The organism is Gordonia sp. L191 (assembly GCF_030077625.1).
Taxonomy (GTDB): Bacteria; Actinomycetota; Actinomycetes; order Mycobacteriales; family Mycobacteriaceae; genus Gordonia; species Gordonia polyisoprenivorans_A.
On sequence record NZ_CP125996.1, the window covers coordinates 5,485,614 to 5,507,597 of the forward strand.

The 21,984-nt window shown below is 66.7% G+C and carries 23 protein-coding genes and 1 pseudogene; 10 read left to right on the top strand and 14 right to left on the bottom strand.

Features of this window, described 5'->3' with window-relative positions:
• Positions 1–398: 398 nt before the first annotated feature.
• Complete coding sequence (locus QNM97_RS24645) at positions 399–2,051, bottom strand: APC family permease (protein WP_283820737.1); 1,653 nt, start codon at positions 2,049–2,051, stop codon at positions 399–401.
• A gap of 165 nt (positions 2,052–2,216) precedes the next feature.
• Here QNM97_RS24645 and QNM97_RS24650 point away from each other — a divergent pair, with 165 nt between their 5' ends.
• Complete coding sequence (locus QNM97_RS24650; RefSeq protein ID WP_283823315.1) at positions 2,217–3,041, top strand: serine hydrolase; 825 nt, start codon at positions 2,217–2,219, stop codon at positions 3,039–3,041.
• A 26-nt stretch (positions 3,042–3,067) separates the two neighbouring features.
• Complete coding sequence (locus tag QNM97_RS24655; protein ID WP_283820738.1) at positions 3,068–3,661, top strand: peroxidase-related enzyme; 594 nt, start codon at positions 3,068–3,070, stop codon at positions 3,659–3,661.
• Here QNM97_RS24655 and QNM97_RS24660 read toward each other — a convergent pair.
• Entirely contained in the window at positions 3,647–4,021 is a 375-nt protein-coding gene (locus QNM97_RS24660; RefSeq protein ID WP_283820739.1) for an MmyB family transcriptional regulator, read from the bottom strand. The two genes, QNM97_RS24655 and QNM97_RS24660, sit on opposite strands and share 15 nt — an antisense overlap.
• A 195-nt stretch (positions 4,022–4,216) precedes the next feature.
• On the opposite strand from QNM97_RS24660, the gene QNM97_RS24665 reads away from it, so the two are divergent.
• A complete protein-coding gene (locus QNM97_RS24665) occupies positions 4,217–5,119 on the top strand; it encodes a hypothetical protein (protein ID WP_283820740.1) in 903 nt (300 codons plus the stop codon).
• 60 nt (positions 5,120–5,179) lie between these two features.
• Here the strand turns inward: QNM97_RS24665 and QNM97_RS24670 are convergent, their stop codons facing one another.
• The gene (locus QNM97_RS24670) at positions 5,180–5,566 is read right to left on the bottom strand and encodes a hypothetical protein (protein WP_283820741.1); all 387 of its coding nucleotides are present in this window, start codon (positions 5,564–5,566) and stop codon (positions 5,180–5,182) included.
• Positions 5,567–5,777: 211 nt separating this feature from the next.
• Between QNM97_RS24670 and QNM97_RS24675 the strand changes: the two genes are divergently transcribed.
• Entirely contained in the window at positions 5,778–6,965 is a 1,188-nt protein-coding gene (locus QNM97_RS24675; RefSeq protein WP_283820742.1) for an arylsulfotransferase family protein, read from the top strand.
• 2 nt (positions 6,966–6,967) lie between these two features.
• Here QNM97_RS24675 and QNM97_RS24680 read toward each other — a convergent pair whose 3' ends face one another.
• Genes QNM97_RS24680 through QNM97_RS24690 form a run of 3 tightly spaced genes read right to left on the bottom strand, consistent with a single transcriptional unit; the run spans position 6,968 to position 9,845 of the window.
• Entirely contained in the window at positions 6,968–8,221 is a 1,254-nt protein-coding gene (locus QNM97_RS24680; RefSeq protein WP_283820743.1) for a glycosyltransferase, read from the bottom strand.
• A gap of 44 nt (positions 8,222–8,265) precedes the next feature.
• Entirely contained in the window at positions 8,266–8,892 is a 627-nt protein-coding gene (locus tag QNM97_RS24685; protein ID WP_283820744.1) for a TetR/AcrR family transcriptional regulator, read from the bottom strand.
• A gap of 23 nt (positions 8,893–8,915) precedes the next feature.
• Positions 8,916–9,845, bottom strand: a complete 930-nt coding sequence (locus tag QNM97_RS24690) for a LysR family transcriptional regulator (protein WP_283823316.1) — start codon at positions 9,843–9,845, stop codon at positions 8,916–8,918.
• A gap of 478 nt (positions 9,846–10,323) precedes the next feature.
• On the opposite strand from QNM97_RS24690, the pseudogene QNM97_RS24695 reads away from it, so the two are divergent.
• A pseudogene (locus QNM97_RS24695) lies at positions 10,324–10,689 on the top strand (EamA family transporter); the annotation flags it as partial.
• Here the strand turns inward: QNM97_RS24695 and QNM97_RS24700 are convergent.
• On the bottom strand, positions 10,600–11,583 hold the full coding sequence (locus QNM97_RS24700) for an EamA family transporter (RefSeq protein WP_349632366.1): 984 nt from the start codon (positions 11,581–11,583) through the stop codon (positions 10,600–10,602). The pseudogene QNM97_RS24695 and the gene QNM97_RS24700 overlap by 90 nt on opposite strands.
• Before the next feature lie 68 nt (positions 11,584–11,651).
• On the opposite strand from QNM97_RS24700, the gene QNM97_RS24705 reads away from it, so the two are divergent.
• A complete protein-coding gene (locus QNM97_RS24705) occupies positions 11,652–12,509 on the top strand; it encodes a LysR family transcriptional regulator (protein WP_283820745.1) in 858 nt (285 codons plus the stop codon).
• Between the two features lie 13 nt (positions 12,510–12,522).
• Here QNM97_RS24705 and QNM97_RS24710 read toward each other — a convergent pair whose 3' ends face one another.
• Positions 12,523–13,335 carry a DUF1206 domain-containing protein gene (locus QNM97_RS24710; protein ID WP_283820746.1) on the bottom strand — a complete coding sequence of 271 codons (813 nt, stop codon included), beginning with the start codon at positions 13,333–13,335 and terminating at the stop codon, positions 12,523–12,525.
• Between the two features lie 100 nt (positions 13,336–13,435).
• On the opposite strand from QNM97_RS24710, the gene QNM97_RS24715 reads away from it, so the two are divergent.
• Positions 13,436–13,591: a DUF6131 family protein gene (locus tag QNM97_RS24715; RefSeq protein ID WP_006368790.1), complete on the top strand. Its 156-nt coding sequence runs from the start codon at positions 13,436–13,438 to the stop codon at positions 13,589–13,591.
• Between the two features lie 23 nt (positions 13,592–13,614).
• Here QNM97_RS24715 and QNM97_RS24720 read toward each other — a convergent pair whose 3' ends face one another.
• Both QNM97_RS24720 and QNM97_RS24725 read right to left on the bottom strand, forming a co-directional pair.
• A complete protein-coding gene (locus tag QNM97_RS24720; RefSeq protein WP_283820747.1) occupies positions 13,615–13,908 on the bottom strand; it encodes a YiaA/YiaB family inner membrane protein in 294 nt (97 codons plus the stop codon).
• Between the two features lie 81 nt (positions 13,909–13,989).
• Positions 13,990–15,330 carry a flavin monoamine oxidase family protein gene (locus tag QNM97_RS24725; RefSeq protein WP_283820748.1) on the bottom strand — a complete coding sequence of 447 codons (1,341 nt, stop codon included), beginning with the start codon at positions 15,328–15,330 and terminating at the stop codon, positions 13,990–13,992.
• Positions 15,331–15,411: 81 nt separating this feature from the next.
• On the opposite strand from QNM97_RS24725, the gene QNM97_RS24730 reads away from it, so the two are divergent.
• Positions 15,412–15,993 carry an HD domain-containing protein gene (locus tag QNM97_RS24730; RefSeq protein WP_283820749.1) on the top strand — a complete coding sequence of 194 codons (582 nt, stop codon included), beginning with the start codon at positions 15,412–15,414 and terminating at the stop codon, positions 15,991–15,993.
• Here the strand turns inward: QNM97_RS24730 and QNM97_RS24735 are convergent.
• Both QNM97_RS24735 and QNM97_RS24740 read right to left on the bottom strand, forming a co-directional pair.
• Complete coding sequence (locus QNM97_RS24735) at positions 15,990–18,497, bottom strand: type ISP restriction/modification enzyme (RefSeq protein WP_283820751.1); 2,508 nt, start codon at positions 18,495–18,497, stop codon at positions 15,990–15,992. The genes QNM97_RS24730 and QNM97_RS24735 overlap by 4 nt on opposite strands.
• A gap of 21 nt (positions 18,498–18,518) precedes the next feature.
• Entirely contained in the window at positions 18,519–18,938 is a 420-nt protein-coding gene (locus tag QNM97_RS24740; protein WP_079931543.1) for a nitroreductase family deazaflavin-dependent oxidoreductase, read from the bottom strand.
• A gap of 141 nt (positions 18,939–19,079) precedes the next feature.
• On the opposite strand from QNM97_RS24740, the gene QNM97_RS24745 reads away from it, so the two are divergent.
• Together QNM97_RS24745 and QNM97_RS24750 are read left to right on the top strand one after the other, a co-directional pair.
• Positions 19,080–19,925 carry an SHOCT domain-containing protein gene (locus tag QNM97_RS24745; protein ID WP_283820752.1) on the top strand — a complete coding sequence of 282 codons (846 nt, stop codon included), beginning with the start codon at positions 19,080–19,082 and terminating at the stop codon, positions 19,923–19,925.
• 16 nt (positions 19,926–19,941) lie between these two features.
• Positions 19,942–20,376: a hypothetical protein gene (locus QNM97_RS24750; RefSeq protein WP_283820753.1), complete on the top strand. Its 435-nt coding sequence runs from the start codon at positions 19,942–19,944 to the stop codon at positions 20,374–20,376.
• 108 nt (positions 20,377–20,484) lie between these two features.
• On the opposite strand, the gene QNM97_RS24755 is transcribed toward QNM97_RS24750, so the two are convergent.
• Both QNM97_RS24755 and couM read right to left on the bottom strand, forming a co-directional pair.
• A complete protein-coding gene (locus QNM97_RS24755) occupies positions 20,485–21,417 on the bottom strand; it encodes a hypothetical protein (RefSeq protein WP_283820754.1) in 933 nt (310 codons plus the stop codon).
• Positions 21,418–21,502: 85 nt separating this feature from the next.
• Positions 21,503–21,982 (bottom strand): p-hydroxycinnamoyl-CoA hydratase, encoded by a 480-nt coding sequence (couM, locus tag QNM97_RS24760; RefSeq protein WP_006368761.1) that lies wholly within the window; start codon positions 21,980–21,982, stop codon positions 21,503–21,505.
• Positions 21,983–21,984 lie beyond the last annotated feature (2 nt).

Consider the following 21,984-nt stretch of genomic DNA (forward strand, 5'->3'; position numbering starts at 1 on the left):
CCTAGTGGCTCATCGCGTCAATTCCTGGGCGATGTGGTCTTCGGGAGGCTCGCGGACCATTGTCTCGCCGCGAGCAGCTCGTATCACTTTGATACAGCGCCGCAATGGCAGCAGCATCGCGGCCTACGCGAGTCGACAAAGATCTGTGGAACGCGGCGGTGGCCATCGGCCCGGCCCAGCATCGAAGTGCGGTGCAACAGATCACCGGTGGATCCGGATCGGCCGCGAGTTGGAGTCCTCGCCAGGGGGCAACCAGCGCGACATCCAGCGGGTGCTCGCCGGCGACGGCTCTTATGACGATCTCTCCGAACGTGAGCAAGCGATCGCCCGGGCCGAATGGGACCAGCGGCGTCACCGCTGTCGTCCTGCGATTCGGATGGCTGATCCTGGGCTGATCGTCAGCTCGCCGCGGGCCCGAGTTCCTGCTCTTCGGCGTCGGCCTCGGCCAGCACCGCGTCCATGTGTTCGGTCATCGTGGCCTTGTTCAATCGGAAGTGCACGGCGAGATAGAACACGACGACGCTGAACACCACGGTGATGATGTTTGCCCACCAGAAGCCGAGGATGGCGCTGCTGTCGAGATTGCCGGCCAGATAGGAGATCAGGGCGAGACCGGCCAGCCACAGGATCATCCATGAGCCCGAACGCATCTCGAGGACCGGCTGGTCGTACACCATCTCCAGGATGGCCAGCAGGACGAGGCCGATCAGGACGGCGATGAACAGTTTGAGGTTGATCGTCCACGTCGACCAGACGGCGATGAGATTGGAGGCGACGAACGCCAACACCGGGATCACGTCGCCGCCGGGCACACGGAACGGCCGTTCGCGCTCCGGGTCCGAACGACGCAGTGCCGCAACGACAACAGGCCCCGCAGCAAAGGACAGCACGGTCGCCGAGGTGATGAACCCGACGAGTTGCTGCCAGCTCGGGAAGGGCAACAGGATGATCAGACCGAGGACGAAGGCGACGAACAGGCTGATCAGCGGGACACCGCGGTTGGTCGTCTTGGCCAGTGCCTTCGGCGCATTTCCGTTGCGCGCCATGGCATAGGACACTCGTGAGGTGACGGTGGTGTAGATCAGTCCGGTGTCTCCGGGGGAGATGATCGCGTCGATGTAGAGCAGTGTGGCGAGCCAGCCGAGTCCGATGGCGGTGGCGATCGCGGCGAGCGGACCGAAGTCGTTGGTGAACCCCATCGTCGCCCATCCGTGGATGAAGTCACGCGGGTTGAGAGAGCCGATGAACGCCACCTGCAACGCCACATAGATGATCCCGGTGAGGATCACCGACCCGATGACGGCGATGGGCACGTACTTCCGGGGATTCGACGTTTCGCCGGCGAGCTCGATGCCCTGACGGAAACCCAGGAACGAGAACACGATTCCCGAGGTGGCGATCGCGGTGAACACGCCTTCCCAGCCGTTGGGCATGAAGCCCTTGGAGGTGAAGTTGCTGGGATGGAATTGGGTGACGAGGAAAGCGATCACGACGACGGTGATGATCGCCAGCTTCCACCACACCAGCACGTTGTTGACCCGGGCGAACCAGCGGACGCCGATGTAGTTGACCACCACGAAGAGTGCGAGGAGGACCACGGCGGTGAGGTAGCCGAGGCCGGTCAGCGTGTGCACCGTGTCGCCGTTGACCGTCGATGTGGAGGTGAACGCGGCGTACTTGGTGGCGTACTGCAGGGCGCCCTCCACCTCGATCGGCGCCACCGTGCCGCACGCGATCCACAGGATCCAGCCGCTGGTGTAACTCGCGAACGAGCCAAAGGCGATGTGCGGGAAGCGAACCACACCACCGGAGACCGGGAACATGGTGCCGAGTTCGGCGAAGGTCAGTGCGATCAGCAGAATCATGACCGCACCGATCGACCACGAGATGATCGCCGCCGGACCCGCCTTCTGCGCGGCATTCATCGCGCCGAAAAGCCATCCGCTACCGATGATCGACCCGACGCTGGCGAACAGCAGACCGATCAAACCGACATCTCTGCGCAGGTTCCGGTTGTCACCCGCTTCAGGCTTCGCGCTCGTCTGGGTCATCTGAACTCCTTAGCAGACGGAAGAACTTTTACCGTACTGAATTGCACGCGAAAACGGATCGGGCGCCGGACTTTTCCGATTTATAACTACCTGTTTCCGTCATATCCGACACGATGTCGGGTGCGATGAAAGGTGTGCCGTACGGTGGCGCCCATGCGACGACACATGATTCGTACAGCCCTCGCCGCAGCGCTCTCGGCGGTGGCGGCATCGGTCGTGGCCGTCACCGGAGCACCGGCACACGCCGCACCTCTGGGTGACACCGCGCGTGCCGTCGAGCTACCGGGTCGGCTGACCGCCGCCGACGCCTACGCGGCCACCCGGCCGGGCCACACCGGGATCGTGGTGATCGACCGCGTCACCGGTGCGACGTACGCCGATCGCAACGCCGACACCCCGGTGTGGACGGCGTCGACGATCAAGCTGGCGATCGCCACCGACCTGCTGAACTGCGTGCGATCGGGTGCGATCACGCTCTCGCCCGCCAATCACGCCGACATGCACGCCATGCTCAACAGCTCCGACGACGAGGCGACCGATCGACTCTGGTTCGCCTTTGCCGGGCCCGATCACCAGACCTTCAACCGTGACTTCCGCGCGTTCGGGATGACGTCACTGGCGCCGCAGCGAGGATTCACCGAGTTCTATCCCTATTGGGGATTCCAGAAGGACACCCCACGCGACCTCGCACGACTGGTCGACTACGTTCTCACCCGCACCGCGCCGGCCGACCGCGCCTACCTCATCGGCGAGATGCGTGGCGTCGCACCGGATCAGCAGTGGGGGATCAAGTCGTTGCCGGCGAATCTGGCGCCCGGCAACAAGAATGGTTGGTCCGACGAGCAGGGCGGGTCGGTGATGAACTCGATCGGATTCGCCGGCGACAACCAGCGATTCGTCGTCGCCATCATGAACAACCTTGCGGGTCAGGGGGGACAGACGCAGGGTAAGGTCACCGTGTCCCAGGTGGCACGAGATCTCCTGGGCTGACCTCTCCCGGCTGAGACGGAGCAACCATGACCGACGCCCACCCGATCAGCAGGTTCGAGACGCCGACGCTCGAAAACCTTCCCGATGATGTGCGTGAACGCATCCTCGCAGTCCAGGAGAAGTCGGGTTTCATCCCCAACGTGTTCCTCCTGCTGGCCCGGCGCCCCGACGAATTCCGGGCATTTGTCGCCTACCACGACGCGTTGATGGACAAGCCCGGGAATCTGACCAAGGCCGACCGCGAGATGATCGTCGTCGCCACGTCGAGCCCCAACCAATGCCAGTACTGCGTCGTCGCCCACGGTGCGATCCTGCGCATCCGGGCCAAGAATCCGCTGATCGCCGATCAGGTCGCCGCCAACTATCGCAAGGCCGACATCACCGATCGTCAACGCGCCATGCTCGATTTCGCCCTCAAGGTCTCGACCGAGGCCTACGCGGTGTCCGAATCCGATTACGACGCACTGAAATCCCACGGCTTCACCGACGAGGACGCCTGGGACATCGCGTCGATCTCGGCGTTCTTCGGGATGTCCAATCGGATCGCCAACGCCACCAACCTGCGGCCCAATGAGGAGTTCTACGCGATGGGCCGTGCGGATCGCTCACGGTCCACGTAATGACAGTGCCTGCGTGCCGAGAACAATTGCCAGGTCCAGCTTCTCGGCATCGGCAGTGTCCGGCTCCGCAGTGTAAATCATGATGCGCAGGTCATCGCCGGCGACGACGAGGGTGTCGCAGTCGACGGTGATCGGCCCGACCGTCGGGTGAACGATCACCTTGTGACGTGCGGCGTCGGGGGCCGGCGCATCGTCGGCGGACTCCCAGAGTTCGGCGAATCTCGCACTCGACGAGGTCAATTCATCGATCAGATCGCGCAGCGCCGGATCGGCCGGATAGCGTACTGCCGTCATTCGGAGATCGGCGACGAGCCGCTCGATCTGTGCGTCGTGCTCCTGCGCGGCGAGCCCGGCAGCCATCCCGGGCGCGCACCCGAGATCAGCGCCCGGACAGTCGCCCGGCTCGCCTCACTCGGGCCAGACGGACCGACTGGCACGTTCTGGGAGGACGACGCTGCGCTGCAGTGGTGAGCATTCCGCGGGACGCTCACCAACCAGACCGGTGTCCGCTTCGCTCGCGCTGCGACCTCGGTGACCTGGGCGTACGCTCCCGATATGAGCAAGTTGAGTCCGGTGGTGTCGGCGTTGGGCGCCGCACAGTGGCAGCGTTGTCTCGAGCCGCACCTCCTCGAAGGGGAGACGATCACCGCGTTCGTCGCCGCGCACCGACTCAAACCGACCGTCGAGGGCGTGGCGATCACGAACGCCCGGATTCTCGGATTCAACTCGGCCGCGGCGTCCGGTCGCGGCGTCATCACCATGCAGGTGGCCGCCGACGACATCGTCGGCGCCGAATTCATCGGTGCACGGCTGGTGCCCACGCTGACACTGCGCACCGTCGACGGGCCGCGGGTGTTCGGGCAATTCCATCGGGACGAGACGGAGTTCCTCACCTACTTCGTCGAGTCGCTGCACTCCGCCGGGGTGGGTGCGGATGTGGCGCCCGCGCTGACCCGGTGGCGACGGCAGCGCACCGAAGCCGCCGAGCGAACCCGACGGCGACGCGCGCAACGACGGCGGGTGACGGTGTACGGCGAACCGATGACCGAGGCGCAGTGGGAGGCTGTCGACGAGCACGCCGGCGACAGTGACTACCCGTGGATGGTCCTCAACGCGGGGCGGCACGGATTGCTGGCAGCCTTCGACGACCGCGTCGAAATCCGCAAGACCGGCTGGGAGTCCGGGTCGGCAGCCGGAGTGCATGTCGAGGTGCTCGCGCTGGCCGACATCACCGGCATCGAATATCGGTGTGGCGCTTTGACCGGCTGTCTCGAATTCTCGACAACCGATCATCCCGCGTCGGGCACCGGCGATTTCTGGCCGTGCTCGGTGCAGGATTCCGAGCATCTCTCCGCGTTGCGCCCCAACGTCATTCGGGTACCCAAACCGTACTATCTGGGTGCTCGGGCGGCGATCGAGGCGTTGCGTGAGCGGGTCGGCATGGGGCTCTCGGCCTGAGTGACGCCGTGACGGCACCGCCGCGGGGGAGGCGGCACCGTCACGACTCGCCAGGGTCACTCACGACCCGAAGGCATCACCGGTCGAATCGTTGAAATTCGTCCGCATGTCGTTGAATGGATTGCGCGGTCCGTAGAGCCGCGCGGTGGCGCTCGTGACCCCGCCGGGGCAGGTGATCTTCAACGTCGCATTCTGAGTGACCTTGATGATCCCGCCACTACCGGTCGGAGGGATGTTCGGGACCGATTCCACCTGCGTACCTTCGGTGACAGTGGCCGAGCATCCGGTGCGGCCGTGGGTGTTCCACGTGGCCTGAGCCGAGTCGGTACCGATCAGCAGGATATGCGCTTCGGGGGGATCGGCGGCTGCGGCGGTGGCGGCGGGCGCGATTGCGGCGGCGACGCCGGTCACGACCGCGGCGACACCGATGAGGTGTTTCTTGTTCATGGCGGGGCCTTTCGGGGCTTGAGGTTCTCTGGCGGCCGACCCGGGGCGGGCCGGTAGGACGAACTGTGCGCCGAACAACCGGCGACGTAACGAGTAGTGCGGCACGCGGATCGGGCGAAGCGGACTACTCGCCCCGCGCCATCCGCGCAGGAAGAACTCAAATCGGGCAGGGACTTGCCCCAGGGGGATGGTCGGCGGCAGAGTGCTTCGGGTGACGAAGAATGTGGCCGTGCGACTGTGCCTCTCGATCCTTTTGTCGGCGCTCGTCGGGTTCGGCGTGGTGCTGGCGCCGACGGCATCTGCTGCGCCACCGGCCACCAACGGCTACACGGTGACATTGGATCGCAATCCCGGTCTCGGTGGCGTGATTCTGCTGGCACCCGCCGACCTGCTGAATAACCCCGCCGTACCGCGAGCGATCGGGGCCATCGGTGCCCACGACCCGGCGACGCTACAGGTCCGCGCCCGCAACGGGGCGCTGCTGCACCAACGGGTCATCCCACAAGGTCAGGAGGCCGGCAACTTCCAGATACAGACCTACCGCGGGCAACGTGTGTACACGTGGTGGCAGGGTGCCAACGGCGCCGGTCACGGCGACGGGACGTACTTCATCGCCGACCGCGACTTCCATGTGCTGCACCAACTCCGGACGCCGGTCGGCACCTCCGGTGATCTGCACGAGTTCCGCATCCTGCCCGACGGACGCCGCGCCGCGGTGACCAGCTATGCGCGCACCACCGCTGTGGTCAACGGAGCACGGGTCCCCGTCGTCGACTCGCACTTCTACATCATCGACATCGACAGCGGCAGAACCGAATTCTCTTGGGACGCACTGTCTCACGTTCCGGTGACCGCAACCACCACTCCGTTGCCCTTGCCGGGCCAGGGACTCGACTACTTCCACATCAACAGCATCTTCCCCGACGGCAAGGGCAACTACCTGGTGTCCTCACGCAACACCTCGGCGCTGTACCTCGTCGACGGAACCACCGGCGCCGTGCGTGCGGTGATCGGCGGCAATCGGTCCACCATGCGGGTCGCCGACAACGCGACGTTCCGCAATCAGCACGACGCGGAGCTGTTGCCCGACGGCGCGATTCGGCTCTTCGACAACAACTCCAGCCTTCCCGGCACCGGCGGCCCGTCGTCGATCCTCACCATCCGGCCCGACTGGAAGAAGGGCACCGTCAGCCTGGTGTCGCGGTGGACTCATCCCGACCGCCTCACCGCCTGGGCGATGGGTAACGCCGAAACCCTGTCCGATGGTTCGGTGTTCGGCGGATGGGGCACCACCGGGCACGTGTCGTCCTTCGACCGGACCGGGCACCTCATCTACGACGCGACCCTGTCGGGGATGATGACCACCTACCGCGCGTTCTGGTATCCGCAGGGGTTGTGAATTCAGCGCGGGCGCGGATCGAGCAGCCCCTCGACCGCCTCGACTACCCGCCCGGCACCGTCCTCACGGCTGATCTCAAGACCGAGTTGTGCTGCGGCGTCGCGGTATCGAGATTTCTCCAGTGTCTCGCCGATGGCCGCCGCAAGCCGGTCGGCGTCGAGGCGTGGCCGCGGCAGCGTTGCGGCACTTGCGCCGAGCTGCTGCAGGTGTCGGGCCCAGAACGGCTGGTCGCCGCCGGGTGAGGGGACCCCGACGGACGGGATGCCTGCCCGTAGGGTTGCGGCCACGGTGCCCGCACCACACGAGTGCACCGCCAGCGACACCCGTGGGAACAACCACTCGTGCGGCACCGGGCCGACGCTGAATATGCGTTCGTCGTCGGAGGATTCGAGGTCGGTGCCGCCGCTCTGCACGACCGCCCGGACGCCCGCGGTGGTGACTGCTCGATGCACGAGCGCGGACAGATCTGCCGCCTCGTCCGGTGGGAGCATGAGGCTGCCGAACCCGACATAGACCGGCGGGGCACCGGATTCCAGGAAGGTGCGGAGGTCGGCGTCCGGCACCCACTCCGAGGATCGACGGGGCCACCAGTATCCGGTGATCTCCAGCCCGGGCCGCCAGTCGGCGGGACGGGGTAGAACATTCGGCGAATAACCGTGCAGAATAGGCCATTGCGCTGCCGTCCGAGCGTTGCGGAGAGATCGAGCGGACCTTCGTGGCAGCCCGAGGTCGGTGCGCAGGTCGGCCAGAACCCCTCGGTAGATCCGGTCGAACCAGCGCCCGGCCGACCGGCCCACAGCGCGGTTCACGAACTTTCCGGCGGAGGAGGTACCGAGCAGCGACGGCGGGTAGGAGCCCGTTGCGGACAGCGGTTGCAGGCGCAGGCCGACACTCGGAATACCCCGTGCTTCCGCGAGCGGATGGCCGGCGAGTTCGGCGAACGGCGTGAGGAGCACGATGTCGGCGGGCACGTCGTCGACGGCGGCCAGGAGATTACGGCCGAGCTGACGCATCCCGGCCGGCTTCACCATCTGCATGGCCAGTTTTCGTGGGTCCGTCGAGTCCGGATCGATCGCCGAATCGATGTAGAAATCAACAGGCTTGGCGTCGAGTCCGCAGGCTCGTACCTCGTCGGCGAGGTCGGTGTTGGTGGTGAGGACGACGTGGTGGCCGGCGTCGCGCAGCCGGCATCCGATGTCGGTCAGCGGCATGATGTCGCCGCGGGAACCGTATGCGGCGATGAGGATGTCGGCCATGAGTGGCTCCGTTCGGTGGAGGTCGTTCGATGAATGTGGGAGGCCTACCCGCGGTCGGGTGCACAGGCACGGGTGAATGCCTCGATCAGATCGGTGCCGTAGCCGGTGAGGTCGAAGTCGTGTTGGGCGGTGACGCGCAGAAGCGCCGCGCCGATCGCGCCACGAACCGCGGTGGCCATCGATTCGACTGACACGCTGCGGAATTCGCCGGTGTCGACGCCGAGTCGGAAGATCACCTCGAGGTCGACTGCGGCGAGCCCGTCGCGGTGCTCGGCGTCGATGGCGACGTCGGCGAGCCGTGCGCCATCGCGTCCACGGAATCCCTGCGAGATCTCCATGATCGCGATCTGATGTGCGCGGTGTGTCTGCATGTATTGCAGGTGGGTGCGGATGTGCGCGGCCAGTTTTCCGGTCGCCGTCGATTCGGCGCCGACCGCGGGGACCATCGCCTCCAACAGGGTTCGGTAGCACTCCGACACCACGGCCGCGACCAACTCGTCCTTGTTGCCGAAGTGATAGAGGACCACGCTCATCGCGACACCGCCACGCTCGGCGATCTTGCGGACCGAAGCCTGGGCGAACCCCAATTCGGCGATCGCGTCGATCGCGCAGCCGACGAGTTGCCGACGTCGAGCGCGCTCGGTGAAGGTATCACCATCCGTAGATCGCATGATCTAACTATAGATCAACTGATCTACGCGCGGAACACTTCGACGCTCGGCACCTGCGGCCGACGTTCCGCGGCCGCGTGCGCCAATGCCTCTCGAAAGGCACGCACGGCCGGATGGCCGGAGCGACCTGTGCGGACCGCGGTGAACAGGCTCCGCTCGGGGTCGCCGGGTAGGGCGTAGAGCCGCAGTCGCGGGTCGTCGCCGGCGATCAACGCGGGTACGAAGGCGAGCGCGTGACCGTTGGCCACGAACCTCGAATGCAGCAGGGTGTCGGGGCCGTCGAACCGCACGCGCGGCTCGAAGCCGGCCGAACGGCACACGGCGCGTGCCCATTCGCCGCTGTCGGTCCCCGCGGGTTCGAGTGCCCACGGGAGTTCGGCGAGTTCGGCAAGTCCGGACGGCTCCACCGCGAGCGGTCCCTGTGCCGGGACGGCGAGCAGGAGCCGATCGTGGATGAGGTCGGCGCGATCGGTGCCCGGCCGGACCGGTGAGGGCCGCCCGGGGAACTGTTCGCCGAGGATGAGATCGAAGGTGTGTGACAGCAATCCCCGATACGCGCCCTCGACCTCGCGCAGCGTCAGCTCCACCTGTAACGCGGGATGGCTGCGTTCGAGCAGCGTCAGCACCCGCGGGACGATCTCGGCCACCACCGATTGGAACGACGACACGCGCAGCACTCCGTGCACCGACGGCTGGGCCTGCGCGAGGTCGACCTCGGCGCGTTCGAGTTCGGCGAGGATCACCTCGGCGTGCGCGACGAGTGTCAGCGCCTGATCGGTGAGCCGGACACCTCGCCCGACTCGCTCGAGCAGGGCCACGCCCGCCTCGCGCTCGAGTAGCGACAGCTGTTGGGAGATGGCCGACGGGGTGTACGACAACGCCTCGGCGACCTGGGCCAGGGTGCCCCGTAGATGCAACTCCCGCAGGATGCGCAGGCGGCTGACGTTGAGCATCACCATCTCCAGGATCGTTCAGTTCTGCTAATGGTAGATGAGTAGAAACATTCGCTGGATTGATCAGCTCCGACGCATGATCCTGGTAGTCATGCCGGTGCTGATGATCTTGGGTTCGTGCGTCTCGCTGCAGTTCGGCGCGGCGCTGGCCGTCGGGATCGCATTCCCCGCGCTCGGTGCCGCCGGGGTCACCACGCTGCGTCTGGGGCTTGCCGCAATCCTCCTGTTGATGATGGCGCGGCCGCGGGCGTGGCGTTGGAGCGTCGGGCAGTGGCGATCGGTCGTTGCGTTCGGTGTCGCGCTGGCCGGGATGAACGGCACCTTTTACGAGGCCATCGCGCGGCTGCCCCTCGGCGTGGCGGTCTCCATCGAATTCCTGGGCCCATTGATCCTCGCCGCGGTGCTGTCACGACGACGCACCGACCTGGTGTGGGTCGGGCTGGCGCTGGCCGGGATGGTGCTGCTGGGAGTCGAGAGCATGACCGAGGCGGCGAACCTCGATCCCCTCGGCGTCTTGTTCGCTGTGATCGCCGGCGCGTTCTGGGCTCTGTACATTCTCACCAGTGCGCGTGTGGGGCAACGAGTTCCGGGCTCCGGCGGATTGGCGATGGCACTGGTCGTCGCGACGGTGTGCGTCCTGCCGTTCGGCATGGGTGGCCTGACGGTCGGACACCTCGACACCACCGTCGCGCTCGCCGCTCTCGGCACGGCACTGCTGTCGTCGGTCATTCCGTACACCCTGGAGCTCGGGGCACTACGCCGTCTGCCGCGGCACGTGTTCGGAGTGCTGCTCAGTCTCGAGCCGATCGTCGCCACCATCGCCGGCTGGGTGTTGCTCGGCCAGGCGGCCGGTGCCCTGCGGCTGACGGCGATCGTCCTGGTGATCATCGCCAGCATCGGCACCACGGTGGGCGACAAGCGCGGACGCGTTGCTCACGACGATGAGCCCGATCCCGATCCACTCGAAGACCTCCAGTCCTTGCCCGAGCACGATCACGCCGATGAGCGCGGCCCACACCGGGTTGATGCTCGTCAGCATTCCGAACAGGTGCGCAGGAATCCACCGCAGCGCAGTCAGGTCCGTCACGTACGGCACGATCGACGACAGCACGCCGCACAGCGCCGCGAGAACCAGCGCGGTGACGGTGGGCCGGCGGGTGAGCAGCCAACCGATGGCGATGGGCATCCACACACCCGCGGCGACGAGGCCGGCCAGGGCGCTGCCCTGCACTCCGGGCACCAGACGGCCCACCGAGCGATTGAGCAGGATGTAACACGCCCATGAGAGCGCGGCGATCAGCGCGAACCCGATCCCGACGTAGTCGGTCGTCGGGCCGGGACGGGTCAGTGTCACCACGCCGAGTGCCGCGGTCAGTGCACACCCGACCGACACCGTGCCGCGTGCTCCGCACACCGCGATGGTGAGCGGCCCGAGGAATTCCAGCGTCACCGCCAGACCGAGCCCGATACGGTCCACCGCCGAATACAGGCCGAGGTTCATCACCCCGAACACCACGGCCAGACCGATGATCGGCAGCCATTGGCGGCGGGTCAGCCCGCGGACCCGTGGACGGATCGTTGCCATGAGGGCAACGGCGGTGACGATCTGCCGTACGGCGACCACCCCGACCGGGGTCAGCGTCGGAAAGGCCATGGCACCCAGGGCGGCTCCGGTCTGATTGGATGCTGCGCTGCCCAGGACGAGTCCGATGCCGCGCGTCTGACGAGACATGTACATACCCTGACGGTATGAGGGACCGATACCGATGACCAGTGCATATATTGACGCAGGTATACGCTGCGGTCATGGAGTGGGACCTGCGTGAACTTCGTTTCTTCGTCACCGCTGCCGACGCCGGATCGTTCACCGAAGCGGCTGAGCGCCTCTACGTCTCACAGGCCGCGGTCTCGCGAACCATCGCCTCCCTCGAACGCACGGTGGGCGAGATGCTCCTGCGTAGGATTCCCCGCGGATGCGAACTCACCAGCACCGGCCGCCAGGTGCTGCCGCACGCCCGTCGAGTACTCGCCGAGGCACAACGATTCACCCAGTTCCTCGACAACCGCCACGCCGTTCTCCGGCTCGGATACGCCTGGGCCGCACTCGGAAAACACACGACGACGTTGCAACGCGAGTGGGCGCGCCACCACGAGAACACCGAACTCGAACTTGTGCGGCACAATTCGGCGACTGGTGGGCTCGCCGAGGGGCTCTGCGACGTGGCGATCGTCCGAGTCCCCGTCGACGAGAAGCGGTTCGGATCGGCGATCGTCGGCCTCGAACGGCGGCTGGTGGCCTTCGCCACCGACGACCCGACGTGGGCTCGCCGACGCAGTCTGACGATGGCCGAGGTGGCCACCCGACCGGTACTCGTCGACGCCCGGTCGGGCACCACCCATCACGAACTGTGGGCCGGGACGGCACGCTCACCCGAGGTCGTCGAGATCCACGACGTCGAGGGCTGGCTCGACGCCATCGCCGCCGGCCGCGGCGTCGGCACCACGGCCGAATCCACGGCTCATCACCACGCGCGCGGTGACATCACCTACCGCCCAGTCAAAGACGGCCCACGGATCGCGGTCCGGCTGGCGTGGTGGCTCGATCACGAGCCGGCAGCGCTCGGTGACCTGATCACCGCGACGACACGGCTCTATTCGACGTGATCGAGCCCCGCCATCACATCCGCGCGAAACGCGCCATCACGAAGCAGTAGACGCCGTAGGCCGCCAACCCGAGACCGGCCAGGACGAGCAGAACCTGGCCGGCCGGCCATCCCGCGACCGTCTTGACCGCGCCGTCGATACCGGTGGCCTTGGCAGGGTCGGCCGTCGCCGCCGCGATGATCACCAGCACGCCGGCGCCGGCGAGCACGAGTCCCTTGGCCGCATAACCGACGACGCCGGTCACCGTGAGCGCCGGGTTGTCATCGATGGTGAGGTCGTCGAGGAACGACTTCGTGACGCCCTTGTAGATGTGATAGATACCGACGCCGATGATGACGAGTCCGACGACGATCAGAAGTCCTTTCCCGGCAACCGATTCCATCAGTCGGGCGCTCATCCCGGCGTTCTGGCTGCCACTGGACTGTCCATGGCCTGACGCGAATTGTGCTGCCGACCAAGCAAATGCGAGATAGACCACGGCCAGGGATGCGGCTTTGGCGCGATCGAGCCAGCCGTCGTCCTCACCGGGCTTCGGATTGGCCGGATGTGGTCCGATGATCGTTTCGGCGATGCGCCACAACGCCATCGCGACGAAGGCGACGACCGCGGCCCACAACGCCAGCCGCCCACCCGTCGACGACGCGAACAAACCCAACGCACCGGACTGATCGGCGTTTCCCGGATCGCCGAAGGCAAGTCGAACGACGATGTAAGCGATCAACAGATGCAACAACCCGCTCACCACGTGACCGGCGCGGGCCAGCGCCTCGAACTCGCCGCGCCCGGTCGCCTGCCGCACGGCGTCGGCCGGATTCTTGTCGATCATCTACTGACTCCGTATACGTCGGGGTGCGGGAGGTCTAGGGTGGAAGGTGCTTGCAGCAGCGCCGAGCAGTCCTCATCCGCGTCATCTCGAGAGGCTTCTCATGATCATCCTCGGCGCCATCTGTCTGATCCTCGGACTCATCTTCGGTATCCCGATCCTATGGACCATCGGCATCATCCTGGTGGTGATCGGTCTGATCCTCGCGATCCTCGGTGCCACCGGCCGTGCGGTGGGCGGTCGCGCGCACTACTTCTGACCGAGCCCCCGGCGCCCCCCGAGTCATGACACCTTGCTGAAGGGATCGTGTTCGGCGATCAACTTGTCCACCCTCGCCTCGTCGAGTCGTGCCCGCACCGACGTCTGCTCCTGCCGGTCGCGCACCACCTTGGCGAGGGTGAACGTACTGGATGTGAGGAACAGCAAGGTGATTGCGAGAAAACCGCGCTGCCAGGCGTCGATCGGCAGATAGAAGACGCCGACAACTGCGGTCGCGAGGCTGACGCCGAAGGCGATCGCGGCCTGCAGGAAGAATGCTGCGGTGGTGGGGTTCTGGGGAATCTTTGAGGTTGCCATGCCGACAACAATCGCAAGCGATCTCGGCAGCGCCATGAGTAGAAGCACGCGACCCGCCTGGGTGATACAGCCAGGTCGCGTCTACGTGCCCGGCTGCCACAACTCCTCGAGCGCCACCGGATGGCCGAGAACATTGCCCGCCGCCCGATGCCCCGACATCAAGGCTGCAGTCACCGTCGCCGGGTCGTCGGTCCATGTGGCCTCCCCGGCGATGTGGAGCACGCCGTCGCCGACCGGGGTGGCGAGCACGTCGTGGTCGGCGGTCGTCGAGCCGACCGTCATATACGCATACGAGCCCCGCGCGAACGGATCGTCGCGCCATCGGGTGACATCGACACGGACCGGTGTGCTCACGGCATCGCCGTAGATCTCGCGCAGTGCGTCGAGCACCGAATCGGCGATCCGGCGATCGGACCAGCCGCGAATTGCCCGAGCGCAGTCGGCGGCGGCAAAGGTCAGCAGCGTGGGGGTGCCGTGCAATGCGGACAGGTCGTAGAACGAATGCCACCAGCGACCGGCCGGCCCCTGCCGCCGGACGGCGTACACGCCGTCATCCCAGAATCGGTGCTCGAAGCGTAGGAAGATCTTCTCGAAATCGTTCATCTCCAGCCGGTCGAGCGCACTGGCGAGTGGTTCGGGCAGCGGTGGCTCGACGGTCAGATCACCCGACTTCAGCACGCCCACCGGCACGGTCAATACGACGTGATCGGCGGCGAACTCCCCGGCATCGGATGCCACGACGACACCCTCCGCCGCCCATCGGACCTGCGTCACGATGTGGCGCAACCGCACGTCGAGGCCCTGCGCCAGCGCCGACGCCAGCCGGTCGTAGCCGTCGGGAAAGACCACCTCGTCGCCGAGGGTCTCGTCGTCGTCGAGACCGTGGGCGTCGAGGTCCTTGCTCTCGACGCCGTACTGCTCCTCGGTGCGGTGCGCCAAGAACTCCCGCACCCGGTCGGCGCGGCCGGGTGTCCAGTCGAGCCCGGCCAAGGTGTCCTCCACGGCGTCGCGGTAGGAGCGCCCCGGACCGGCCGAGCCGATGGTGTCCGACAGCAGCGTGTCGACGGTCTGTATGTCCTCGACGAATGCGGCGACCTGTGCCTCGCTCAGTCGGGAACCGTCGGGGCCGTAGTAGGCGGTTGGCCGACTCAGTGGCTGATAACTGCCGACGGTGAACTCGACGGTCCGCATACCGAATGCGCGGGCGGCGTCGAACAACAGGGCGTCGTCGATGCCGTGAATCCACGAGGCGCCCCGATCGGTGACGTATCCGTCGGAGCGGTCGGTGTGGGTGCGGCCACCGATCCGGTCGCGGGCCTCCAGCACGACGACGCTGTGGCCGTACCTGTGCAACAACCTGGCGGTGGTCAACCCGGCGACGCCGGCTCCGACGACGACGGTGTGTGGCGACGGTCGTGACATCTGACAGACGTTATCGTCCGGTGTGGGGCGTCGTGGCACAATCACACGTGCCGGGACGTCGGGGGACGCGGAGGAGAGGTTGTGGACGACGAGGACGCGCTCACAGACGCGGCGCGAGAACTCGCAGCACGACTCCTGGCCTCAGATCCGAACCGGCTCCGCCACGTGACCCGCGTGGCCGCGCAGGCCACCCGGTACGCCCGGACCGTCGATCCGCGACGGCGCGATGCGCTGATCGCCGCCGCCTGGCTCCACGACATCGGCTACGTTCCGGCTCTGCGAGACACCGGCTTTCACCCCGTGGACGGCGCGAGGTATCTCCGCGCGCGGGGTTGGCCCGAAGAGGTGTGCGCTCTCGTCGCCCACCATTCCGGGGCGCGCTACATCGCGGCCGAACGCGGCATCGACGAAGCACTGAGCGACTTCACTTTCGTCGAGGACGAGGTGACCGACGCCCTGACACTGGCCGACCAGACCTCCAGCCCGACCGGCCACGCCGTGATGGACGTCGAGGACCGGATGCGCGACATGCTGGACCGGCACGGGCCGGACTCGCCGCATCATCGCGCCCACCCGCACCGCGCGCCGTACTTTCGCGCCGTACGCGAACGTGTGACGAGGCGGCTCGACGCCGGTGGTGCAGGGGCGCCGAATCCGATCTAGCGCCGGGGCTTTCGGTCGAGGGCGGACGCCGGTACCGTCATGCCCGCCGCGGTGAGTTCGGCCTCCGAGACGAGGGGGCCGGCGAGGATCTCGCGGAGCAGGTGATCCATGTCGTCGTGGAGCGCGATGAGGGCGGTGATGGCGCACAGCACCTCGGTCAGCTCGTCCGACCACTGCGCGGGCCAGGTGGGGTGGTGGACTTCGTCCAATGGTGAGGACACCTTGCCCACCGGTCGGGCCAGCCGGTACTTCACCCACGACGACACCACGCCGACGCCGCCGACGCGGTAGTCGAGGATCGCCTGCGGGACGTGCTCCCAACGTCCCGAACCCACGACGAGAGTCTGGACGAGAGCGTCGTGGGAGAACGTCGTTGGACGCAGATTGTCCATCGGTACAGTCTGTTCCGGCAGTTGTATGTCCGCCGTGGACATCTCGACGACGGCGTCAAGGGAGAAGGTCATCAGCCCGACCACCCTTCGCCCGAGCTCCACGGCGGAGCCCCACAACGCAGAATCCCCGGTGATCGGGATGCGCACGCCCGGGGTCGCCAACTCGTCGTCGAAGCGTGCGACGAATCCGGGATGCGCGGTGAGGGCCGCCAGGTAGAAGACGAGATCCTCGGCGCGGGCGGACGCTCCGACGAGGGTGCGCAACGCGTGGTCGAGACCGGGCGCCACATTGGGCGTGCCGTCGGGATGCAGACGCGGCAGCGTACGGCCACCGCGATTGTTGAAGGCGTTGATGTCGGGCAGGAGCGCGCTGAAGTACAAGCCGGGTCCGGCACCGGGGCGGATCGAGTGTTGCTCGACGACGAAGATCTGGCCGGGGCGGCGTGCCGCCCACAGGTCCGGGCGCGCGCGGTCGAGCAACCGGTTGTCGGCGACCAACCACTGACGGTCGAAGGCACGGAACGTGATTCGTTCCACCGGTACCGGCTGTCCACGGTGGTTGTCCGGCATGGCGGCGTCGAGTGGCGGCGTGGTGTCGAGGGGAACACCCGGCAACGGCCGCACCCCGCGCCTGTCCGGGCTGCGGCTGTCGGTGGTCTTGAACAGCACCGACCGACGGTCGGCGTCGTGCTCGTCGAGGAGGGCGCGCAGTCGTCTGTCGAGTGTCGTCGCCGACGGAGCGCTCACCCAATTGCGGTTGGGGGTCACGCCGGTGGACAGCCACGGCATGAGCGTGGCCACCTCGGGAAAGCTGTCCCACCCGCTCGCGGCGGCCGGTGTGAACGGCGAATGCCATTGTGTGCGCGCCGGTCTCCACCGGGGATCGTCGAAGGTCAGGGTGTCGAGGTCGGCGAGTTTCTCGGCGCTGGTGCCGTGCAGGTCTAGATAGTGGATGTGGGCCGGGATGTCGTCGTCGGCATCCGTGGTGCGGGCTAAGATCCCGATGCACACCGGTGTCTCGATGGCGAACACCGCGTTGCGGGGCGGTGGCTTCTTACCCTCCGGACCGAGGTTGATGATCCACCCGTGAGAGGCTCTGCGGCGCAGGTACTCTCGCATCCCCCGAAAGCCGGGGCCGGTGAGGTAGCCGGTGGCGGTGACGAAACAGATGAGTCCCGGGCTCGGTCGATCGGAGCGTGCTTGTTCGGTGCGCGGTCGTTCGACGTGCGGGGCGTCGAACGCCCACCAACTCGCCCAGCGCCAGAAGTGGATGTAGGAGTTGGACAGCGCGAACTCGGTACTGCCGTTGGCCTGCAGCCGGAATGCGTCGAGCGGCGGACGGCCAGTGGCCGGATCGGTTCCGTTCTCGATCCACCCGCCCAGCCCGCGTGCACGCTCTCGATAGGGCGGATTGCCGATCACGACCCGGACGGACGGTTGCTCGGCTCGTTCGTCGGCGAGGGCGAGCCAGCGGTCCGGGTCGGCGAGAGTGTTGGCGCGGAACAGGTTCGGGCCCTGTGCATGAGCCCGGATGCGGAACTCGGCGACGGTGAACGGGCCGGAGTGCAGTTCCGCGCCGTGAAGTCGCCCCGCGTTGGCGGCGCCGATCAGGCGCAGGATCGCAAGTGGGAACGTGCCGGTCCCCATTGCGGGGTCGACGATCTGCACCGCATCGTCACCGAGCCCGGCGGGGGCGTCGAAGTGGGTTCTCAGCAGCTGGTCGGTGAGCCGGACTATGGTGTTCGCCAACGGGACCGGCGTGTAGTAGGTGCCGGATGACCGTCGGAGCGTGGGCGCGTCGACGCGTAGGAACTGCTCGTAGAGATGGACGTGGAGGTCGGGGTCGGCGGCGGTGAGCGCCGCCCAGTCGATCGCACGCAGCGCTCTCAGGATCGGTGTGGTCGTCGCGGCGAGCAACGGGTCGGCGGAATCGTCGGTGGAGTAATGGTGGCCGCCCTCGGCGACCGCGAGAACCAGTCCGAACACCACGGTTCGGGCGTACTCGTCGGGATGCACCCCGTCGCGCTCTGCGCACTCGCGCAGAGCCGCCGACTCCCGCAAGACGCGCGTGAGGCCGACAAGGGTCGCGACGAGCGTCTGCGGCCGCTGCACCGGCGTCAGAAGTCTTGTCGCTCAGACACGTTCGAGAACGACAACCGGAATGACGCGAGAGGTCTTGGCCTGGTAGGCATCGTAGTCGGGCCACACCTCGACCATCGTCGCCCACATCTGCGGCTTCTCCTCGTCGGTGGCGACCCGAGCGCGTACGGCGAAGCGCTCGTCCTTGATCTGCACCTGCGCGTCGGGGTTGGCCTCCAGGTTCCGGAACCACGCCGGCGGTGCGTCGGTGCCGCCCTTGGACGCGACGACGAGGTGGGCGTTCTCGCCCCAGGGACGGAAGATCAGCGCATGTCGGCGTTCCTCGCCCGACTTGTTACCCGTGGTGAACAGGATGAGGATCTCGGTGCCATTCCAGTGATAGCCCTGTTCACCTCCGGTTCTCAGGTACTCCTCGACGTGCGGGTCACCATGGAGATCATCGACGGAACTCATGGTTCCACCATGCCAGGAGATCACCCGGCCAGAAAGGGCCGCGACGGTGCGGCCCTCGTACTGGGGCCCTCGTACACTGGGGGAGTTCACCCGCACGATCTGTGCGGGACGCGAATCCACTCTCGACGAAAGAGCCTCATCATGGACGCAACCCTCACCCCCGAGGCAGAGGGCGCGGTCGCCGACATTGCCGCACGGTACGGCCTCTCGCGCGACGCGGTGCTCGCGATGTTGTACGCGGTCAACAGCGGCGGTGGCACCATGGCCCAGTTCTCCATTCCCGAACTCGGCGGGTCGGGACAGTGGATGCGCGGCGGCATGACGATGGTCGGCAACATGTTCGACAACGCACTCAAAGCCCGCGTCGACTCGCTGTGCAGCGAGCTCTCGCAGCTTCTCGCCACCACGATCGTGTTCCCGCCGGCGCCGAGTAGCAATTCGTTCGGCGGCTCGTTCGGGGCCGGCTTCGGTACCGCCAACAACTGGTGGCCCGCCGACCTCGGGGTGCCCAGCTCCAGCGGCGGACAGAACGACTCGCGCTATGCGGTGTTCCCCGCGACGCGGCGGTTGGCCATCCAGGTCAATGGCGTGACAAGGGTTTTCGACACCGGCGACCATCAGATCGGCGGCGTACAGCAGCAACAGGGCGGGTACCCCGGTTCGGTGAGCTTCTCCAGCCAGTACGGCACCTTCGACGTCTCGAGCTTGCGGGAAATCGGTGGGCAGGAGATCGTCGACACACCGGTGGCGGCGCCCGAACCCCCAGCCCAGAACGGTTCGGCCCAGTTTGCCGCCGCCCAGTATGCCTCCGCCCAGATTCCTTCAGATCAGAACGGTCCCGCCCAGAATGCTCCGGCCCAGAACCTTCCGGCCGGCTCCGAGGACATCTTCGCCGCGATCGAGTCGCTGGCCGGTCTGCATCAGCGCGGCATCCTGACCGACGAGGAGTTCGCAACCAAGAAGGCCGAACTGCTCGCCCGGCTGTAGGGGAAGCGCGTTGGTGGTGGAACTCGAACCGGGATTGGCGGCCTCGCTCCGCAAGATCGAGCGGCAGGTGCTCGCCGAGGTGCCGTTGCGGCCGCGGTCGGTGCGGGTGATCTGGCTGGCAATCGTTGTGCTGGCCGCCGCCAGTATCGGCGCCTGGGTGACCAGCGACGTCGGCGGCGACCGGACACTGCTCGGTCAGATCGCGATCGGGCTCGGCGTCGGCGGCACCGTGCTCTCCGCGGCGGCGGTCACGCGGCGTCGGTTCGGGTGGTGCGTCCTGGCCGGCGCGATCAGTGGCATCGCCGTTCCGCTGTCGGTGCTCGGCTACTGGTCCACGCAGACCGGATTGGGTGTGGCGTCGGGCTGGTTTCTCGTCGCGGTGCTGTGTCACGCGGTTCTTGTGGGCAACTGGGTGCAGTGCGGGCGTCCGCCGGTTCCGCCGCTGAAGTAGGAGACCCACCTCTAATACGCAGTGTGTCCCATCCGATGGCGGCCGGATGTGGCGGTTCTCTGTCTACGGGCCGCGACGGATTCGGCGCGGTGTATCGCGTCGAGAGCGTCACTCGCCCTTGAACGGTGCGGTCCCGAGTACCAGCTGAAGCCCGTCGATCCCGGAATTGGCTCGTGCGTACTGCAATTCGTGGCTGATGTCGCCGATGTTGTTGAGCGGGGGTAGCGCCAGACCGATGGTGGAGAGCACGCCGAGGGCACGCCCCTGTGCGTCGAGGTAGGCGCTGCCGCTGTCTCCGGGGATGCCTGGGAAACGCATCTCCACGATGTGCGACCAGCCGTTGTCGGCGGGCTGGTCGGCCTTGCTGACGCCGTGTTGCTTCGACAGCTTCTTGAATCCGAACTTCAGGCTCGAGCTGCCGTAGCTGTAGATCTTCGCGTCGGGGGTTGTGCCGTCGGTGTTGATGCCGGTGGGTCCGCCCCAGAACGGGATCGACGGATTGACCTTGCCGACGTCGTCCGGGTTCACCTTGATCAGTGCGAGATCGTTGAAACTGCAGGTGTTCTGGTCGGTTTCGCCCTTCTGATGCATGGTGAGCCAACTGTTGTAGACCAGTGTGCCCGCGCCGAGCTGTGTGCCCACGCCGGTGATCGGGTTGCCGCCCTTGTTGAAGGTGACGGCGGTGCCGATCGGCAGGCTGTTGTTCTGGCACCCGTTGGTCTCGGTGTCCTTACCCGTTCCCGAGCAGTGTGCGGCCTGTCCGAGGTAGACGTTGCCGGATTTGTCTACGAAGACGTAGTTGGTGGTGCATTGCGCATCGCCGGTGTAGGTCTGGACGCCGGGGGTGATCGTCGCCGAATCAGCGGACGCGAAATCGACTTTCGCGGCATCCGCCGCCACCGTCATCTGCGGTGTCGCCGGGGTGGCGGGTGTCGGGGCGGTGGAGGTGCCGCACGCGCTCGCGGCGACCGCGACGAATGCGGCCGCCGCGACACAGGCCACGGCCATGCGGCGGCGTGGCTCGGCGATGTTCGTTCTCACCCGGGCAGAATATCCAGACCGGTTGCCCTGCGACGTCATTCAAAGGTGCGAAGTCGTTCGGCCGGTGTAGGCGAAAACCGGCAAATCACTCGAAGTAGCGGTACACGACCTCGGCGACGACGGCGGGACGCTCGCTGTTCTCGAGTTCGATGACGCCCTCGACGGTGACCTGGACGCCGCCCTTGGGCAGGTGCTCCACCTTGGCGAGAGTCGCCTTGAGGCGCACGCGTCCGCCGGCGGGGACGGGGTTGGTGAACCGAACCTTGTTGAGCCCGTAGTTGACCGCCATCGTCACGCTGTCGACGGCGAGCACCTCACCCCACATCGGGATGATCAGTGACAGCGTGAGGTATCCGTGGGCGATCGGCCCGCCGAACGGGCTCTCGGCAACAGCGCGCTCGGGGTCGACGTGAATCCACTGGTGGTCGCCGGTGGCGTCGGCGAAGGTGTTGATGCGTTCCTGGGTGACCTCGAGCCACGAACTGACGCCGAGGACGGTGCCGACGAGATCGTCGAGCTCGGCGAGGGTGGCCAGGTGTGTGGTGGTGGGTGACGCAGTGGTCATCG

What these genes read in the sequence shown, in the direction of transcription:
- QNM97_RS24645 (WP_283820737.1), bottom strand. Translation starts at nt 2,051, where the DNA reads ATGACCCAGACGAGCGCGAAGCCTGAAGCGGGTGACAACCGGAACCTG.
- QNM97_RS24650 (WP_283823315.1), top strand. Translation starts at nt 2,217, where the DNA reads ATGATTCGTACAGCCCTCGCCGCAGCGCTCTCGGCGGTGGCGGCATCG.
- QNM97_RS24655 (WP_283820738.1), top strand. Translation starts at nt 3,068, where the DNA reads ATGACCGACGCCCACCCGATCAGCAGGTTCGAGACGCCGACGCTCGAA.
- QNM97_RS24660 (WP_283820739.1), bottom strand. Translation starts at nt 4,021, where the DNA reads ATGGCTGCCGGGCTCGCCGCGCAGGAGCACGACGCACAGATCGAGCGG.
- QNM97_RS24665 (WP_283820740.1), top strand. Translation starts at nt 4,217, where the DNA reads ATGAGCAAGTTGAGTCCGGTGGTGTCGGCGTTGGGCGCCGCACAGTGG.
- QNM97_RS24670 (WP_283820741.1), bottom strand. Translation starts at nt 5,566, where the DNA reads ATGAACAAGAAACACCTCATCGGTGTCGCCGCGGTCGTGACCGGCGTC.
- QNM97_RS24680 (WP_283820743.1), bottom strand. Translation starts at nt 8,221, where the DNA reads ATGGCCGACATCCTCATCGCCGCATACGGTTCCCGCGGCGACATCATG.
- QNM97_RS24685 (WP_283820744.1), bottom strand. Translation starts at nt 8,892, where the DNA reads ATGCGATCTACGGATGGTGATACCTTCACCGAGCGCGCTCGACGTCGG.
- QNM97_RS24690 (WP_283823316.1), bottom strand. Translation starts at nt 9,845, where the DNA reads ATGCTCAACGTCAGCCGCCTGCGCATCCTGCGGGAGTTGCATCTACGG.
- QNM97_RS24700 (WP_349632366.1), bottom strand. Translation starts at nt 11,583, where the DNA reads ATGTACATGTCTCGTCAGACGCGCGGCATCGGACTCGTCCTGGGCAGC.
- QNM97_RS24705 (WP_283820745.1), top strand. Translation starts at nt 11,652, where the DNA reads ATGGAGTGGGACCTGCGTGAACTTCGTTTCTTCGTCACCGCTGCCGAC.
- QNM97_RS24710 (WP_283820746.1), bottom strand. Translation starts at nt 13,335, where the DNA reads ATGATCGACAAGAATCCGGCCGACGCCGTGCGGCAGGCGACCGGGCGC.
- QNM97_RS24715 (WP_006368790.1), top strand. Translation starts at nt 13,436, where the DNA reads ATGATCATCCTCGGCGCCATCTGTCTGATCCTCGGACTCATCTTCGGT.
- QNM97_RS24720 (WP_283820747.1), bottom strand. Translation starts at nt 13,908, where the DNA reads ATGGCAACCTCAAAGATTCCCCAGAACCCCACCACCGCAGCATTCTTC.
- QNM97_RS24725 (WP_283820748.1), bottom strand. Translation starts at nt 15,330, where the DNA reads ATGTCACGACCGTCGCCACACACCGTCGTCGTCGGAGCCGGCGTCGCC.
- QNM97_RS24740 (WP_079931543.1), bottom strand. Translation starts at nt 18,938, where the DNA reads ATGAGTTCCGTCGATGATCTCCATGGTGACCCGCACGTCGAGGAGTAC.
- QNM97_RS24745 (WP_283820752.1), top strand. Translation starts at nt 19,080, where the DNA reads ATGGACGCAACCCTCACCCCCGAGGCAGAGGGCGCGGTCGCCGACATT.
- couM (WP_006368761.1), bottom strand. Translation starts at nt 21,982, where the DNA reads ATGACCACTGCGTCACCCACCACCACACACCTGGCCACCCTCGCCGAG.